Genomic DNA, 14,899 nt, shown 5'->3' with positions numbered 1-14,899 from the left:
CGAACGCGGCCCGGATCGCGGCGCGCAGCGCGGCCGGATCGCGCTCAGCCCGAGGCAGCACGGTCAGAACCCCGGCCGCCTCCGCGCGCCTTGCGTGATAGAGCTGTTCGAGATGCTGGGGCGCGGCCACCTGCGGCAGGCCGCAGGCGAGCGCCATGCAGAGCGCCCCGTGCTGGCCGGCGTGCAGCGCCAGCCGCGACCGGCGGGCGATCAGGTCCACCGGAACGGGCGCCCGCTCCACGATCACCCCGCGCGCGGCAAGGGCGTCGGCGAGCGCGTCGTCGGCGCGCGGAAGGAACAGCCGCACCGGCTTGCCGAGATCGCAGATCGCCTCCATCAGCGCGGCGTCGTCGCGTTCGGTGGTGGAGAAATAGGCGAAGACCTCGTCGCCCTCCCCGTCCGACGGCGCGGCGGGAACGTCGGCGAGCGGGGGCGCCAGCGGGTCGGTCCGCAGCCCGTCATACGGGTCGAGCATAGGCAGTGTGCGCACCAGCGCCACGTCGGCCCGGTAGACCTCCGCCAGCCGGGCGATGGGGGTCAGGCCGAAGCCTGCGCCTGCGGCGTTGACGGCGGCGACCATGGCCGCCTCGTCGTGCAGGCGGGCGGTCCGGTCGCTGAGGAACACGGGGAACACCGCGAGGTCCGGCGGCGGCACGGCGTAGCCGACGCCGGTGACGATGGTCGGCAGCCCAAGCGCCCGCGCGGCGAGCAGGGCGCAGGGCGCGAAATCCGCCGCCACCAGATCGGCGCCGCGGGCTTCGATGGCGGCGATCCACCAGCCGATCTGGACGCGCAGCACCTCGGCGTCGCCAAAGCCCATGTCGCCCATGAACTCGCCCCAGGTGGCGGCCCCGACCGCCCCCGGCCCGCGGCGGCGCGGCTCGCGGTCGTAGAGCGCCGCGCCCTGGAACACGGCGTCGCAGAGCGGGGCGATCTCGCCCGCGTGCTCCATGCGGCAAAGCGCGGCGTCGAATACGAAACGGTCGCCGAGGGCTTCGGCGACCGCGCGCAGATGCAGCAGATGGCCGCGTCCGGCGCCGCCCTCCCAGGCGAGCAGGACGCGCGTCATTGGCGTGCTATTGGAACACGCAGCCGCAATTGGTGACCTCGCAGTTCGGCGGCGGAGGAGGCGGCGGCGGAACCGCGCCGACGCGGTCGCGCCGGTTGGAGGCGGCGAACAGGTCGTCCTTGAGCCGGTTGGGCGGATCGCTCTCGCGGTGGCGGCGGATCAGGCTCTTGTCGTCGCCGAAGTAGATCTTCACGCCGGCCCAGGCCGCCTTGTAGTCCTCTTCGCCGATGCGGCCTTCCGCGAAGGCCGAGACGCCCACGCCGCCGACCGGAACCAGCGCCTCGACGCCGAGCGCCGCGGCGTGCTTGCGGCCCACATAGCGGTGGCCGGCCGACAGCTTCAGGTCGTCGGTCGGGTAGAAGCTGATGTCGATCTGGTCGAAGAACGACCCGCCGTCCTTCGGATCGGAGAACACGCGCGCGCCCGCGCCGTCGAGGCCGAGGAAGGCCTTCTTGGCGTCCACATGCTCGTAGCCCGCGACGCCCGACAGGGTGAAGCGGCCGAGATAGGCCTCCGCCTCCGCGCCGATCTTGTAGGAGCGGGTCTTGGACGGGTCGTCGAAGCCAACGCCCGAGCCGTAAAGGCCGATAAGGTGGCTCGACGGGTCGCGGGTGAAGAGGTGGCCGGCCGCGCCGCCGACGAAGTCGCCCTGCCGGGTCGCCGCCATGCCGTCGAGCTGGAACCCGAAGCTGTGGCCGAGCGGCGCGGTCAGCGAGCCGAGGCCGCCGCCGATGAAATGGCTTCCGCCGCGGAACGCGTTGTGGTCGCCCCAGCCGCCGAAGCCTTCGAGCTTGCCGTTGAAGCCGTCGACCGCCGGCAGCCCCACGCCGACTTCGGCCACGTCCGCCGCACGCGCGGGCTCCGCCGCCATCAGCAGCGCCGCGACGACGCCAAGCGCCACTCCGGACAGCAGCGCCCCGCGCCGCCCTTTCCCGATCCGCATTCTCAAGATCCCCCGATCTCCGATTCGCGGCCCAATATGTGACCAAATTCGGGCGCTGTCACCCGCGACGGAAGGCGGGCGTCACGCGTCGGCGGCGCTTGGCTTCGGGGCGGCGTAGAGGTGCTCCTCGGCCGGGAAGCGGCGGGCGCGCACGTCGTCGGCGTAGGCCGCCGCGGCCGCCTTCATCTCGGCGCCCAGATCGGCGTATTTGCGCACGAATTTCGGCACATGGCCGAAGGTGACGCCCATCATGTCGTCGGTGACGAGGATCTGGCCGTCGCAATCCGCCGAGGCGCCGATGCCGATGGTGGGCGCCCGGATGGTCTCGGTGATGCGGGCCGCGAGCGGCGCCACCACGCCCTCCACCACCACGGCGAAGGCGCCGGCGTCGGTCACGGCGCGGGCGTCGGCGATGATGGTCTCGGCCTCGGGCGAGAGCTTGCCCCGGGCGGAGTAGCCGCCGAGCGTGTTCACCGACTGAGGCTGCAGACCCACATGGGCCAGCACCGGCACGCCGCGCTGGGTGAGGAAGGCGATGGTCTCCGCCATCACCGCGCCGCCCTCGAGCTTCACGGCGCCGCAGCCGGTCTCCGCCAGGATGCGCGAGGCGGAGCGGAAGGCCTGCGCCGGGCTCTCCTGATAGGAGCCGAACGGCAGGTCCACCACCACCAGCGCGTGTTTCGCGCCGCGCACGGTCGCCGCGCCGTGGGCGATCATCATGTCGAGGGTGACGGGGATGGTGCTCGGCAACCCGTAGAGCACCATGCCCAGGCTGTCGCCCACCAGCAGCAGGTCGCAGGCCTCGTCCAGCGCCTGCGCCATGGGCGTGGTGTAGGCGGTGAGGCACACCAGCGGCGCGCCGCCCTTGGCGGCGCGGATGGCGGACACGGTGACGGGCCGTCGGGCCGGCGCGGGATGAGCGCTCATGGGATCAGTCCTCCCTCAAGGGGGTCAGTCACGCCGGGTCGCCCTCGGGGCGGCCCCAGCCGCCTCCGGTCGGCGTCTCGATGACGATGGCGTCGCCGGGGGCGAGCTTTATCTGGTCGCAGGCGCCGATCTCCACCAGTTCTTTCGGCCCCCGGCGCACGAAATTGCGTCCGACCGCCCCCGGCGCGCCGCCCGCCATGCCGAAGGGCGCCACCCGGCGATGGCCGGACAGCACGGCGCAGTCCATGGGCTCCAGGAAGCGGATCACCCGGCGCACGCCGTCGCCGGCGGACCAGCGGCCCCGTCCGCCCGAGCGCTTTCGGATCGCGAACTCCTCCAGCACCACCGGATAGCGCTCCTCGAGGATTTCGGGGTCTGTCAGCCGGGAGTTGGTCATGTGGGTGTGGACCGCGTCGGTCCCGTCGAAGCCGGGTCCGGCGGGCGAACCGGAGCAGATGGTCTCATAATACTGCCGGGTCGCGTCGCCGAAGGTCAGGTTGTTCATGGTGCCCTGCGCCGCCGCCATGGCGTTCAGCGCGCCGAACAGGCAGTCCACCACCGCCTGGCTGGTCTCCACATTGCCGGCCACCACCGCCGCCGGATAGCGCGGCGACAGCAGCGAGCCCTCGGGCACGCGGATCTCGATCGGCCGCAGGCAGCCGGCGTTCATGGGGATGTCGCCGTCCACCATCACGCGGAAGGCGTAGAGCACGGCGGCGCGGGTCACCGGCTCCGGGGCGTTGAAGTTGTCCGCGGCCTGCGGGCTCGTGCCGGTGAAATCGACCACCGCCCGGCGGGCGGCCTTGTCGACCGTGATGCGGACGCGGATGACCGCGCCCTGATCCATCTCATAGGCGAACTCGGCGTCGTCGAGCGTCGCGATCACCCGGGCCACGCTCTCGGCGGCGTTGTCCTGCACGTGGCCCATATAGGCGCGCACCACGTCGAGCCCGAACCAGCCGATCATCTTGGCGAGCTCGGCCACGCCCTTGGCGTTGGCGGCCACCTGCGCCTTCAGGTCGGCGACGTTCTGGTCCACGTTGCGCGCCGGATAGCGCGCGCCGCCCAGCACGGCGCGGATCGCCTCCTCCTGAAACCGCCCGCCCTCCACCAGCGGCATGACGTCGATGGTGACGCCCTCCTGCTCGATGGTGGTGGCGCGCGGGCTCATGGAGCCGGGGGCGACGCCGCCGATGTCGGCGTGGTGGCCCCGGCTCGCCACCAGAAACAGCAACTCCCCTCCGTCGTCGGAGAACACCGGCGTCACCACCGTCACGTCCGGCAGATGGGTGCCGCCGTCGTAGGGCGCGTTCAACACGAACACGGAGCCCGGCTTCAGCCGGTCGCCGGCCCGGCGCAGCACCGCCTCCACCGAGCGGTCCATAGAGCCGAGATGCACCGGCATGTGGGGCGCGTTCGCCACCAGCGCGCCGTCCGGCGCGAACACGGCGCAGGAGAAGTCCAGCCGCTCCTTGATGTTGACCGAGCTCGCCGTGTTCTGCAGCACCAGCCCCATCTGCTCGGCGATGGACATGAACAGGTTGTTGAAGATCTCGAGCATCACCGGGTCGGCGTCGGCGCCCACGGCCCGTCCCGCCGCGCGGGGCCGCGACCGCGTCAGCGCCAGCGCTCCGCGGGGATCGACGGCGGCGCGCCAGCCGTCCTCCACCACCACGGTCTGGTTGGCCTCCACGATCAGCGCCGGGCCCTCCACCACATGGCCGACGCCGAGCCGCTCGCGCCGATGGATCGCGGCCTCACAGGCCGAGCCGTTGGAGAACAGCCGGGCGCGCGCGTCCGGCTCGGGCGCGGGCGAGACGTCCGCCGGCTGCTCGGCCTCGGCGAGAGGCGAACCGCCGCCGGCCGCCTCCACCTCCACCTGCTCGACCACCAGCGCGCGGGCGTCGTCCACGAAGCCGAAGCGGGCGAGGTGCAGCGCCCGGAATGCCGCCGCGACGGCGTCGAGGTCGAGACTGTCGCCCGCGACCGACACCTCCAGCGCCGTGTCCGTGCCGGCGTAGCGAATGTGGAGCCGCGCCTCGACCCTCGGCTCCGCGACGCCCTGCCCCTCAAGCTCCGCCACGGCTTCGCCTGCGAGGCGCGCGATCAGCTCCGAGGCCGGACCGCCAGCCTCTTCAAGCGGCGCGCCGAGGCTCGCCGCCCGGTGGGCGCGGATGTCGGCGAGGCCCATGCCATAGGCCGAGAGCAGGCCGGACAGCGGATGGATCAGCACCGCGTCGATCCCGAGCGCGTCCGCCACCCGGGCCGCGTGCTGGCCGCCGGCGCCGCCGAAGCAGTTCAGCGCGTATTTCGTGACGTCGTAGCCGCGGGCGACCGAGATGGTCTTGATCGCCTCCGTCATGTTGGCGACCGCGACCGCGATGAAGCCGTCCGCCACCTGCTCCGCCGTGCGGCCGTCGCCGATCTCCGCCGCCAGCGCCTCGAACCGCTCCCGCGCCGCCTCCGCGTCGAGCGGCTGGTCCTGGCCGGGACCGAAGATCGCCGGGAACAGCTCCGGCCGCAGCTTGCCGGTCATGACATTGGCGTCGGTGACGGTGAGCGGGCCGCCCTTGCGGTAGCTCGCCGGCCCCGGATGGGCGCCGGCGGAATCCGGCCCGACGCGGAAGCGGCCCTGATCGTAATGCAGGATCGAGCCGCCGCCCGCCGCCACCGTGTGGATGCGCATCATCGGCGCGCGCAGCCGCACGCCCGCGACCTCGGTCTCGAACGAGCGCTCGAAGGCGCCGTCGTAATGGGCGACGTCGGTGGAGGTGCCGCCCATGTCGAAGCCGATGACCCGGGAGAAGCCCGCCACCTCGGCGGTCGCGGCCATGGCCACCACCCCGCCCGCGGGGCCGGAGAGGATCGCGTCCTTGCCCTGGAACAGGCCGGCGTCGGTGAGCCCGCCGGCGGAGGTCATGAAGGTCAGCCGGGCCGCGTCCTCGGGCGGCAGGCCGAGCTCGTCGCGCACCCGCGCCACGTAGTCCGCCAGCACCGGGGTGAGATAGGCGTCGACCACGGTGGTGTCGCCGCGCCCGACGATCTTGTGCAGGCTCGACACCTCGTGGCTGACCGAGACCTGCGCGAAACCCATGGCCCTAGCGATCCGGGCCACCGCGGCCTCGTGGGCCGGGAAGGCGTGGGCGTGCATGAACACGATGGCGAGCGCGCGATAGCCCTCGCCCGCCAGCCTTTCCAGCGCGGCGCGAACCTCGGCCTCGTCGGGCGCGCGCTCCACGGTCCCGTCGGCGCGGACGCGCTCCTCCACCTCGACCACCGCGTCGTAGAGCGCCTCGGGCTTGACGATCCGGCGGTCGAACAGGCGCGGCCGGGCCTGATAGCCGATGCGGAGCTGGTCGCCGAGGCCTTGGGTGATGAGCAGCGCCGTGCGCTCGCCCTTGCGCTCCAGCAGCGCGTTGGTGGCGACGGTGGTGCCCATTTTCACCGCGCCGATCTTCTCTGCCGGCACGGGCTCGCTCGCTTGCAGCCCCAGGAGCGCGCGGACGCCCGCGACCGCCGCGTCGCGGTAGACGCCAGGATTCTCCGACAGCATCTTGCGCACATGGAGCGCGCCGTCCGGCGCGCGGCCGATCACGTCGGTGAAGGTGCCGCCCCGGTCGATCCAGAACTGCCAGCGCGCGTCGGTCATGGGTCTCGCTTCCGGCCTGTCCCGTCAGGCCTGACGGCGCCAGCGGCCGTCGTCGTCCTGACGCCAGTAGGTAAGGTCGTGGCCGGCGGCCTTCAGCGCCTTCCACTGTGCGCGCGCGGCGTCGAGCGCGTCCGGATCGGCGCCGTCGAACAGGACGAGCGCCCGCTGGTAGCCTTCGAGCGCCGGCGGCGGCGCGCCGTCCACCAGCACCCGCACCGCGGCGCCGTTGGGGTTGGCGTCGGTCACTGTGAGCCAGACCGGCTCGTCGGCGCCGTCCGCCCCCGCGCCGTGGGGCAGGAAACTGTCGTCGGCGTAGGTCCAGAGCGCCGCGTCCAGCGCCGCGACCCGCTCCTCGCCGGTCGCCTGCACCACCACCTTCCACTGGCGCTCGAGGCACTTCTCCAAAAGCGTCGGCAGCGCCCGCGCCAGCGGCTGGGACGTGAGGTGGTAGAACAGGATCTCGGTCATGCGGGCTTTCGCGCTCCCCGCCCCGTCACGCGCGCCGTCATGCCCGAGCCTGATCTCGGGCATGACGGGATCGGCCGATCAGCCTCGGGCGACGCCGGACGGCCGCTCACCCCTCGTAGTGGTCCTTCACCAGCCGGTCGAGCAGGCGCACGCCCCAGCCCGAGCCCCAGCTGCGGTTGATGTCGGAGGCGGGCGAGCCCATGCCGGTGCCGGCGATGTCGAGATGCGCCCACGGCGTGTCGTTGACGTGGCGCTTCAGGAACTGGGCGGCGGTGATGGAGCCGCCGTGGCGGCCGCCAGTCTGCTTCATGTCGGCGAACTTGGAGTCGATCAGCTTGTCGAACTCCGGCCCCATGGGCATGCGCCACACCTTCTCGCCGGTGGCGAGGCCGGTGGCGTAGAGGCGCTCCGACAGCTCATCGTCGTTGGAGAACAGGCCGGCGTTGTCCACGCCGAGCGCCACCAGAATGGCGCCGGTGAGGGTCGCGAGGTCGATCATGAACTTGGGCTTGAAGCGGTCCTGCACGTGCCAGAGCACGTCGGCCAGCACGAGGCGGCCTTCCGCGTCGGTGTTCACGATCTCGATCGTCTGGCCCGACAGGCCGGTGACGATGTCGCCCGGCCGGTAGCTGGCGCCGTCCGGCATGTTCTCGACGAGGCCGATGGCGCCGATCACGTTGGCCTTGGCCTTGCGGGCGGCGAGCGCGTGGATCAGGCCGACCACGCAGGCCGCGCCCGCCATGTCGCCCTTCATGTCCTCCATGTTGGCGGAGGGCTTGATGGAGATGCCGCCGGTGTCGAACACCACGCCCTTGCCCACGAAGGCGATGGGCTGGGCGTCCTTATCCTTCGCGCCGTTCCAGCGCATGATCGCGACCCGGCTCTCGTTGACCGAGCCCTGGCCGACCGCGAGCAGCGCGCCGAAGCCGGCCTTGCGCAGCGCCTTCTCGTCGAGGATCTCCACCTCGACGCCGAGCGCCTCCAGCGCCTGGGCGCGGCGGGCGAACTCGATCGGCGTCAGCACGTTGGCGGGCTCGTTCACGAGCGTGCGGGCAAGCTCCACGCCCTCGGCGAGGCCCTCGCGGATCTTCCACGCCTTTTTGGCCGCGCCCTCGTCGCCGACCGCGAACACGGCCCGGTCGAGGCCCTTGGCGTCGTCGTCCTTCTTGCGGGTCTTGTAGACGTCGAAGGCGTAGCCGCGCAGGCGGAAGCCGAGCGCGATCTCGGCCACCGCGTCGGCGGAGAGCGGACCCTCGGTCCCTTCGGCGTAAATCGTGACCTCGGTCGCGGCGGCGGGCAGGCGCCCGCGGATCTGGCCCCCGAGGCGGGTCCAGTCGGTCGGCTCCGAGCCGTCGCCGAGGCCGACCACGATCAGGCGCTCCACGCCGTCGAGCGCGGGCGCCAGCAGCTCGAAGCCCGAGCCCTGCTTGGCCTTGAAGCGCTCGGAGGCGGCGGCGCGGGCGAGGCCGTCCGACACCGGCGCGAGCGCGGCGCCGCGCGCCGGACCGAAGGCGCCCTCGGCCCCGGCGAGAACCACGACGACGCCGGATGGCGCGGCGCCGAGCGGGCGGAAAGCGACCTTGGCGGCGCGGGGCGCGTCGGCGGACTTGGACTCGACGGACTTGGACATAAGCGAAAAGGCTCCGGACGCAGGGCGGCGGAGCGCGCGGCGTCCCGCGCCCGCCTGAAAGGATCGATCTGTGTTTCCTCTATACGACACACCGCCCGCGTTCCAGCGTCCGCGACGAACGGGCGAGGGGCCGCCGCTTGCGCGCCGCCCCTTTCCGGCTTTCAAGATGGCGGGTAAGGGGACGCGCTCGACGCCGCAGACGCGGCGGGCGCATGATCGTGGACCGGATGCCGCTGCTCGAACGCTACCTCTTCGGAATGACGGCGAAGGCCTTTTTCGGCGTGCTCGCGGCGCTGACCGGCGTCATCTGGACCACGCAGGCCCTGCGCGAGCTCGATCTGGTGACGAGCCAGGGCCAGACGCTGTGGATCTTCCTCGTCGTCACCGGCCTGTCGCTGCCCTCGCTCGCGGTCATCCTGGCGCCGGTGGCGCTGTTCGGGGCCTCGCTCTGGGCGCTGAACCGGCTGAACGGCGATTCGGAGATCGTGACCATGAGCGCGGCGGGCGTCGGTCCGTGGCGGCTGCTGCGGCCGCTGCTGGCGCTGTCGCTGCTGGTGGCGCTGCTGGTCGGGCTGATGAGCGTGTGGGCGATCCCCGAATCGCTGCGCATGCTCCGGACGCAGATCACGCAGGTGCGCGCCGACGTGGTGGCCAACATCCTGCGCGAGGGCCAGTTCACCCAGATCGAGAGCGGCCTCGTGGTGCATGTGCGCGAGCGCCGCGGCGGCGCGCTGCTCGGCATCTTCGTGCAGGACAGCCGCGATCCACCACAGGAGATCGCCTATCTGGCCGAGCGCGGCCAGATCGTGGAGGAAGGCGGCTCCACCTTCCTGGTGCTGGAGAACGGCTCGGTGCAGCGGCGCGAGGAGGCGGGCAAGGACCCCGCCATCGTGGTGTTCCAGCGTTACGCCTTCGACCTGTCGCCCTTCACCGGCGCGGCCGAGGTCACGTCCTATAAACCCCGCGAGCGCTATACGTCCGAGCTCATCCGGCCCGACGTGAGCGAGGCCGCCTACAGATCGCAACCCGGCCGGTTCCGGGCGGAGCTGCACGAACGGCTGGTGAACCCGCTCTATCCCGTGACGTTCATTCTGATCGCTTTCGCCGCCATCGGCCGCCCGCGCACCACCCGGCAGAACCGGGCCACGGGCGTGCTCGCGGCCATCGCGGCGGTCGCGGCGGTGCGCATCGGCGGCCTCGGCGCCACCAATCTGCTGGTCTCGACGCCCTATGCGGTGATCGCGGTTTACGGCCTGCCGATCGCGGCCGGGCTCGCGGCGCTGTGGCTGATCTTCCGCGGGCCGTCCACGGCGACGGCCACGGCCGCGCCCTCCGCCCTGCTGCCGGCGGCGCGGGCATGACGGCCGCCGTGCTCTCCGGCGTGCTGGCGCGCTATTTCGCGCGGCGGGCGGCGCTGACGATCCTCGCGGTGCTGGCCGGCGCGCTGCTGCTGATCTTCGTGATCGACTTCATCGAGCTGCTGCGGCGCGCAGGCGATTCCGCCGACGCCTCGCTGCTCGCCATCGCCAACCTGTCGCTTCACCGCACGCCGGCGATCGTGGAGCGGGTGCTGCCTTTCGCCGTGCTGTTCGGCGCCATGGGAACCTTCGTCATGCTGAGCCGCCGGCTGGAGCTGGTGGTGGCGCGGGCGAGCGGGGTCTCGGCGTGGCAGTTCACGGCGCCGGCCATCGCGGTGGCGGGGCTGATCGGCGTCGCCGCCAGCATGGCGCTGAACCCGCTCGCCGCCACCCTGCAGAACCGCGCCGAGCGCATGGAGGCGCGCCTGCTTTCCCGCGCGCCCACCGGCGCGCAGGCGCGCTGGATCCGCCAGCGCAGCATGGACGGGCAGGCCATCATCCGCGCCGCGACCGCCTCGCGCTCGGGCGTCAACCTGACCGGCGTCACGGTGTGGAGCTTCACGCCGGACGGGCAGTTCCGGGAGCGGATCGAGGCCCAGTCCGCCCGGCTGGTCGAGGACGCCTGGGATCTGGACGAGGCCCGCGTCATCGCGGTCGGCCAGGAGCCCCGCAGCCTGCCGCGCTACCGGCTCGCCACGAATCTCTCCGCGAGCCAGGTGCGCGAGACGCTGGGCGCCCGCTCCATGGTCGGATTCTGGAGCCTGCCGGAGGCGATCGAACTCGCCGATCGGGCGGGCCTGTCGTCGCTGCGCCACCGCCTGCAACTGCAAGAGCTTCTCGCCCGTCCCGCCCTGCTGATCGCCATGGTGCTGATCGCGGCGACGGTTGCGCTGCGCTTCTTCCGCTTCGGCGGCGTGGCCAAAACGATTCTCGGTGGCGTGGTCGCCGGCTTCGTGCTTTATGTCGTCACCGAGTTCGCGGGCGATCTGGGGGCGGCGGGCTTGATTCATCCCATCGCGGCGGCGTGGCTGCCGGCGGTCGTCGGGTGTCTCATGGGCGCCACTGTGTTGTTGCATCAGGAGGACGGATGACGCTCGCCCCGCTCCGCTCCTCTGCCTGGAACGGGCCCCGTTCCGCGTTTTCATCGAGCGCCATGGTTCGTGTTTTCGCCGCGGCATTGCTGGGATCGACCGCGCTCGCCCTGACGGGCGGCGTCTCCGTCGCCCAGGTGGCCAACGAGTTCATCCCCGCCCCGCCCCGGTCCGCCGAGACGTCGAAGGCGAAGGGTCCGCGCAATCCGCTCGCCGGCGCCTCCGTGGTGGACGGCGGCGTCACTGCGCGCCGCGATCCCAACGCGCGGATGCTGATGGAGGCCAAGGAGCTCGTCTACGATTACGACCGCGAGGTCGTGACCGCCGTCGGGCCGGTGGACATCTATTACGACGGCCGCGCGCTGCAGGCCGACCGGGTCGTCTACGACCAGAAGAACAACCGCGTCCGCGCCATGGGCAACGCCAAGCTCACCGAGCGCGACGGCACCGTGGCCTACGCCGACAGCCTGGACCTGACCGACGACTTCGCCGACGGCGTGGTGCGGTCGCTGCGCATCGAGACGGTGGACCGCACCCGCTTCGCCGCCGCCCAAGGCCGGCGCGAGGGCGGCAAGCTGTCCGTGTTCGACCGGGGCGTCTACACCGCCTGCGAGCCCTGCCGGGAAAACCCGGACAAGCCGCCGCTGTGGCAGATCAAGGCCAAGCGCATCATCTTCCGTGAAGACGAGAAGATGGTCTATTACGAGGATGCGACCTTCGAGCTGTGGGGCCACCCCATCGCCTGGCTGCCGTTCTTCTCCCATCCCGATCCGTCGGTGAAGCGCAAGTCGGGCTTCCTCGCGCCGAGCTTCGGCCGCTCGTCCGACACCGGCCTGACGGTGGAGACGCCGTATTTCTGGGTCATCGCCCCCAACATGGACGCGACGATCTCGCCCATGTTCTCGTCCAAGCAGGGCGTGATGATGAAGGGCGAGTTCCGTCACCGGCTGCTGGACGGCGCCTACACGATCCGCGCGGCGGGCATCCACCAGCTCGATCCGGGCGAGTTCGACTACAAGCTCGACTCCAATGATCCGAACAGCCTGACCATCGGCCCCGGCGACCGCCGCGACCGCTGGGCGTTCCAGACCTTCGGCAAGTTCGACATCAACCACCAGTGGTCCTGGGGCTGGGACGTCACGCTCTATTCGGACAAGTGGGTGCGCGGCGACTACGACCTGTGGGGCGCGAGCCGCACCAGCGTCTCGACCGTCTACCTGCAGGGCCAGGGCGACCGCAGCTGGTTCGACCTGCGCGCTTACCGCTTCTACGGCATGACCCGCTACGACCGGCAGGACCGCCTGCCGTTCGCGGCCCCCGTGCTCGACTACAACTACGTGTTCGAGAACCCGGTCCAGGGCGGCGAGCTGGCGTTCAACATCAACGCCTCCAGCCTCTACCGCGAGGAAAGCGAATACCGGCGCGGGCGTCTGGGCATCGGTCCCCGGAGCGACGTGGCGCTCATCGGCGCGGCGGGCACCTACAGCCGCATCAGCGCGGACGCCCAATGGCGCCGCCGCTTCATCGATCCCGTGGGCCAGGTCTGGACGCCGTTCGCCTTCGTGCGCGGCGACCTGATCTACTCCAACCCGGACGACGACGCCCGGCTCGGGCCGTTCCTCGACGGCGATCAGGACGTGGCGCTGCGCGGCATGGCGGGCGTCGGCCTCGAATACCGCTATCCGTTCGTGGCGGCGAGCAGCTTCGGCACCCACACGATCGAGCCGATCGCGCAGATCCTACTGCGTCCGAACGAGACCCATGTGGGCGACTTCGCCAACGAAGACGCCCAGAGCCTGATGTTCGACGACACCACCCTGTTCGCCTGGGACAAGTTCTCCGGCTACGACCGGGTGGAGGGCGGCAGCCGCGCCAATGTGGGCGTTCAGTATTCGCTGAACTTCGACTCCGGCGCCATGTTCAGCGTGATGGCGGGCCAGTCCTACCATCTGTTCGGCAAGAACTCCTTCGCCGAGGGCGATCGGGATCCGAGCCGCACGGGCCTGCAGTCCGGCCTCGACACCACCCGGTCCGACTACGTGGCCGGCATGACGCTCGTGCCCACCAAGGATCTGGTGCTCGGCGGCCATGTGCGCATGGACGAGAAGAACTTCTCGCTGCGCGCCGCCGAACTGGAGGGCCGCGCCACGCTCGGCCGCGTCCAGGGCAATCTGGTCTACGGCCGCTACGACAAGCAGCCGAAGCTCGGCTACGACGACATCCGCGAGGGCGTGCTCGCCGGCGCGCGGGTGTTCGTGACCAAGGACGTGTATGTGGGCGGCGGCGCCCGCTACAACTTCGACCTGAAAGAGTTCGACAAGACGCAGATCGGCTTCGGCATCAACAACATCGAAGACTGCATCTCGCTCGCGTTCGACTACATCCGCGAATACGACGTCGACACCAGCGTGCGCCGCCTCGACTCGATCGACCACAAGTTCCTCGTCCGTATGGACCTTCGGACGCTGGGCGGCATCAGCGCCTCCACCAGCACCGCGTCGGATCCGTTCGACAGCGAGACGAGGACCATGGGCCTCGCTTCCCAATGACGGGAGCCGGCGCGCGAGGCGGTTGACGGCCGCCTCCCCGCGCCGGAAAAAGGCCATCGTCGTTAACGCCCGCCGCGTGTCCGTCGCGGCCGCAATCGGGAATCGGACGTCCATGTCGTTGCGTTCTGGCCTTCGCCTGCTCCCCGTCCTCGCGCTGGCGGCCATCGCCTGCGCCGCGCCCGCCCACGCCCAGTCGGTGGCGGTGGTCGTCAACGGCCAGCCGATCCTGTCGAGCGAGATCAAGAGCCGGGCCGCCCTGCTCACGCTCGCCGGCGGCGGCAAGGGCGGCGGCGTCGCCGCGGCCCGGCAGGAGCTGATCGACGAGAAGCTGAAGCTCACCGAGGCCAAGCGCTTCGGCGTCACCGCCGACGACGCCCAGGTGAACGCCGCCTTCGCCTCCATCGCCGAGCGCTCCAAGCTGACGCCGCAGCAGTTCACCCAGGCCATCGGCCAGCGCGGCGTGAGCGCGCAGACCCTGAAGGACCGCATCCGCGCCGAGATGGTGTGGGCGCAGTTCGTGCGCCGCAAGTTCGCGGCCCAGATGCAGGCGCAGAACAGCAACATCCTGCCCCCGGCGGGCGCCAAGGCCGACAACCGCGCCGTGCAGTACACGCTGCGGCAGGTGGTGTTCGTGCTGCCCCGGAACGCGACCCCGGCGCAGGTCAACCAGCGCCGGGCCGAGGCGAACGCCGCCCGCGGCCGTTTCCCCGGCTGCGCCCAGGCGGTGCAGTTCGCCACCGGCCTGCGCGACGTGGCGGTGAAGGAGCCGGTCACCCGCTCCTCCGCCTCGCTCGGCAAGGAGCTGAGCGACACGCTCTCCAAGACCGGCGTCGGCGGCCTGACCCCGCCGGACCGGGGCGAGCAGGGCATCGAGATGATCGCCGTGTGCGAGCGCAAGGACATCGCCGACGACAACATGCTGCGCCGCCAGGCCATGGACGACGCCGGCAGCAAGCAGCTGGAGGAGAAGTCGAAGCAGTATCTTGAGCAGCTGAAGACGCGCGCCGTCATTCAGGTTCTCAGCCAGGGATGACCCTCGACGCCGTTCCCGGCCGTCCGCTCGCGCTCAGCATGGGCGAGCCGGCGGGGATCGGGCTCGATCTCGCGCTGACGCTCTGGAGCGAGCGGGAGCGCCGCGGCCTGCCCGCCTTCGTGGCGCTGGGCGATCCCGCCGCCTACGCCGACCGCGCCGCGCAGCTCGCGGGCGACGCGCCC

Annotated in this window: 10 protein-coding genes and 1 pseudogene; 5 read left to right on the top strand and 6 right to left on the bottom strand. The window is 71.5% G+C overall.

Features of this window, described 5'->3' with window-relative positions:
- The 6 genes from ACFQ4O_RS08990 to ACFQ4O_RS08965 form a co-directional block, all read right to left on the bottom strand.
- A partial coding sequence (locus ACFQ4O_RS08990) for a glycosyltransferase (RefSeq protein WP_378775360.1) occupies positions 1–1,069 on the bottom strand: 1,069 nt, incomplete at its 3' end.
- Positions 1,070–1,076: 7 nt separating this feature from the next.
- Positions 1,077–2,012 (bottom strand): hypothetical protein, encoded by a 936-nt coding sequence (locus ACFQ4O_RS08985; RefSeq protein ID WP_378775359.1) that lies wholly within the window; start codon positions 2,010–2,012, stop codon positions 1,077–1,079.
- 81 nt (positions 2,013–2,093) lie between these two features.
- Positions 2,094–2,939 (bottom strand): 3-methyl-2-oxobutanoate hydroxymethyltransferase, encoded by an 846-nt coding sequence (panB, locus tag ACFQ4O_RS08980; RefSeq protein WP_378775358.1) that lies wholly within the window; start codon positions 2,937–2,939, stop codon positions 2,094–2,096.
- A gap of 28 nt (positions 2,940–2,967) precedes the next feature.
- Positions 2,968–6,588 carry a hydantoinase B/oxoprolinase family protein gene (locus ACFQ4O_RS08975; protein WP_378775357.1) on the bottom strand — a complete coding sequence of 1,207 codons (3,621 nt, stop codon included), beginning with the start codon at positions 6,586–6,588 and terminating at the stop codon, positions 2,968–2,970.
- Positions 6,589–6,612: 24 nt separating this feature from the next.
- Positions 6,613–7,056: a DNA polymerase III subunit chi gene (locus ACFQ4O_RS08970; RefSeq protein ID WP_378775356.1), complete on the bottom strand. Its 444-nt coding sequence runs from the start codon at positions 7,054–7,056 to the stop codon at positions 6,613–6,615.
- 106 nt (positions 7,057–7,162) lie between these two features.
- The gene (locus ACFQ4O_RS08965; RefSeq protein WP_378775355.1) at positions 7,163–8,686 is read right to left on the bottom strand and encodes a leucyl aminopeptidase; all 1,524 of its coding nucleotides are present in this window, start codon (positions 8,684–8,686) and stop codon (positions 7,163–7,165) included.
- Between the two features lie 212 nt (positions 8,687–8,898).
- Here ACFQ4O_RS08965 and lptF point away from each other — a divergent pair, with 212 nt between their 5' ends.
- From lptF to pdxA, 5 genes and pseudogenes are all read left to right on the top strand, one after another.
- Positions 8,899–10,047 carry an LPS export ABC transporter permease LptF gene (gene lptF, locus ACFQ4O_RS08960; RefSeq protein WP_378775354.1) on the top strand — a complete coding sequence of 383 codons (1,149 nt, stop codon included), beginning with the start codon at positions 8,899–8,901 and terminating at the stop codon, positions 10,045–10,047.
- On the top strand, positions 10,044–11,135 hold the full coding sequence (gene lptG / locus ACFQ4O_RS08955) for an LPS export ABC transporter permease LptG (protein WP_378775353.1): 1,092 nt from the start codon (positions 10,044–10,046) through the stop codon (positions 11,133–11,135). Before lptF ends, lptG begins: the two co-directional genes overlap by 4 nt.
- A gap of 62 nt (positions 11,136–11,197) precedes the next feature.
- Complete coding sequence (locus tag ACFQ4O_RS08950; protein WP_378775352.1) at positions 11,198–13,684, top strand: LPS-assembly protein LptD; 2,487 nt, start codon at positions 11,198–11,200, stop codon at positions 13,682–13,684.
- 112 nt (positions 13,685–13,796) lie between these two features.
- Entirely contained in the window at positions 13,797–14,717 is a 921-nt protein-coding gene (locus ACFQ4O_RS08945) for a SurA N-terminal domain-containing protein (RefSeq protein WP_378775351.1), read from the top strand.
- Positions 14,714–14,899, top strand: a pseudogene (gene pdxA / locus ACFQ4O_RS08940) (4-hydroxythreonine-4-phosphate dehydrogenase PdxA); the annotation flags it as partial. The gene ACFQ4O_RS08945 and the pseudogene pdxA, both read left to right, overlap by 4 nt.

It is taken from the genome of Methylopila musalis, from assembly GCF_042679725.1.
GTDB lineage: Bacteria > Pseudomonadota > Alphaproteobacteria > Rhizobiales > Methylopilaceae > Methylopila > Methylopila musalis.
Note: the sequence above shows the minus strand (reverse complement) of the source record. Positions and strands in the feature narration are given on the sequence as shown.

What these genes read in the sequence shown, in the direction of transcription:
- ACFQ4O_RS08985 (WP_378775359.1), bottom strand. Translation starts at nt 2,012, where the DNA reads ATGCGGATCGGGAAAGGGCGGCGCGGGGCGCTGCTGTCCGGAGTGGCG.
- ACFQ4O_RS08965 (WP_378775355.1), bottom strand. Translation starts at nt 8,686, where the DNA reads ATGTCCAAGTCCGTCGAGTCCAAGTCCGCCGACGCGCCCCGCGCCGCC.
- ACFQ4O_RS08970 (WP_378775356.1), bottom strand. Translation starts at nt 7,056, where the DNA reads ATGACCGAGATCCTGTTCTACCACCTCACGTCCCAGCCGCTGGCGCGG.
- panB (WP_378775358.1), bottom strand. Translation starts at nt 2,939, where the DNA reads ATGAGCGCTCATCCCGCGCCGGCCCGACGGCCCGTCACCGTGTCCGCC.
- ACFQ4O_RS08950 (WP_378775352.1), top strand. Translation starts at nt 11,198, where the DNA reads ATGGTTCGTGTTTTCGCCGCGGCATTGCTGGGATCGACCGCGCTCGCC.
- ACFQ4O_RS08945 (WP_378775351.1), top strand. Translation starts at nt 13,797, where the DNA reads ATGTCGTTGCGTTCTGGCCTTCGCCTGCTCCCCGTCCTCGCGCTGGCG.
- ACFQ4O_RS08975 (WP_378775357.1), bottom strand. Translation starts at nt 6,588, where the DNA reads ATGACCGACGCGCGCTGGCAGTTCTGGATCGACCGGGGCGGCACCTTC.
- lptG (WP_378775353.1), top strand. Translation starts at nt 10,044, where the DNA reads ATGACGGCCGCCGTGCTCTCCGGCGTGCTGGCGCGCTATTTCGCGCGG.
- lptF (WP_378775354.1), top strand. Translation starts at nt 8,899, where the DNA reads ATGATCGTGGACCGGATGCCGCTGCTCGAACGCTACCTCTTCGGAATG.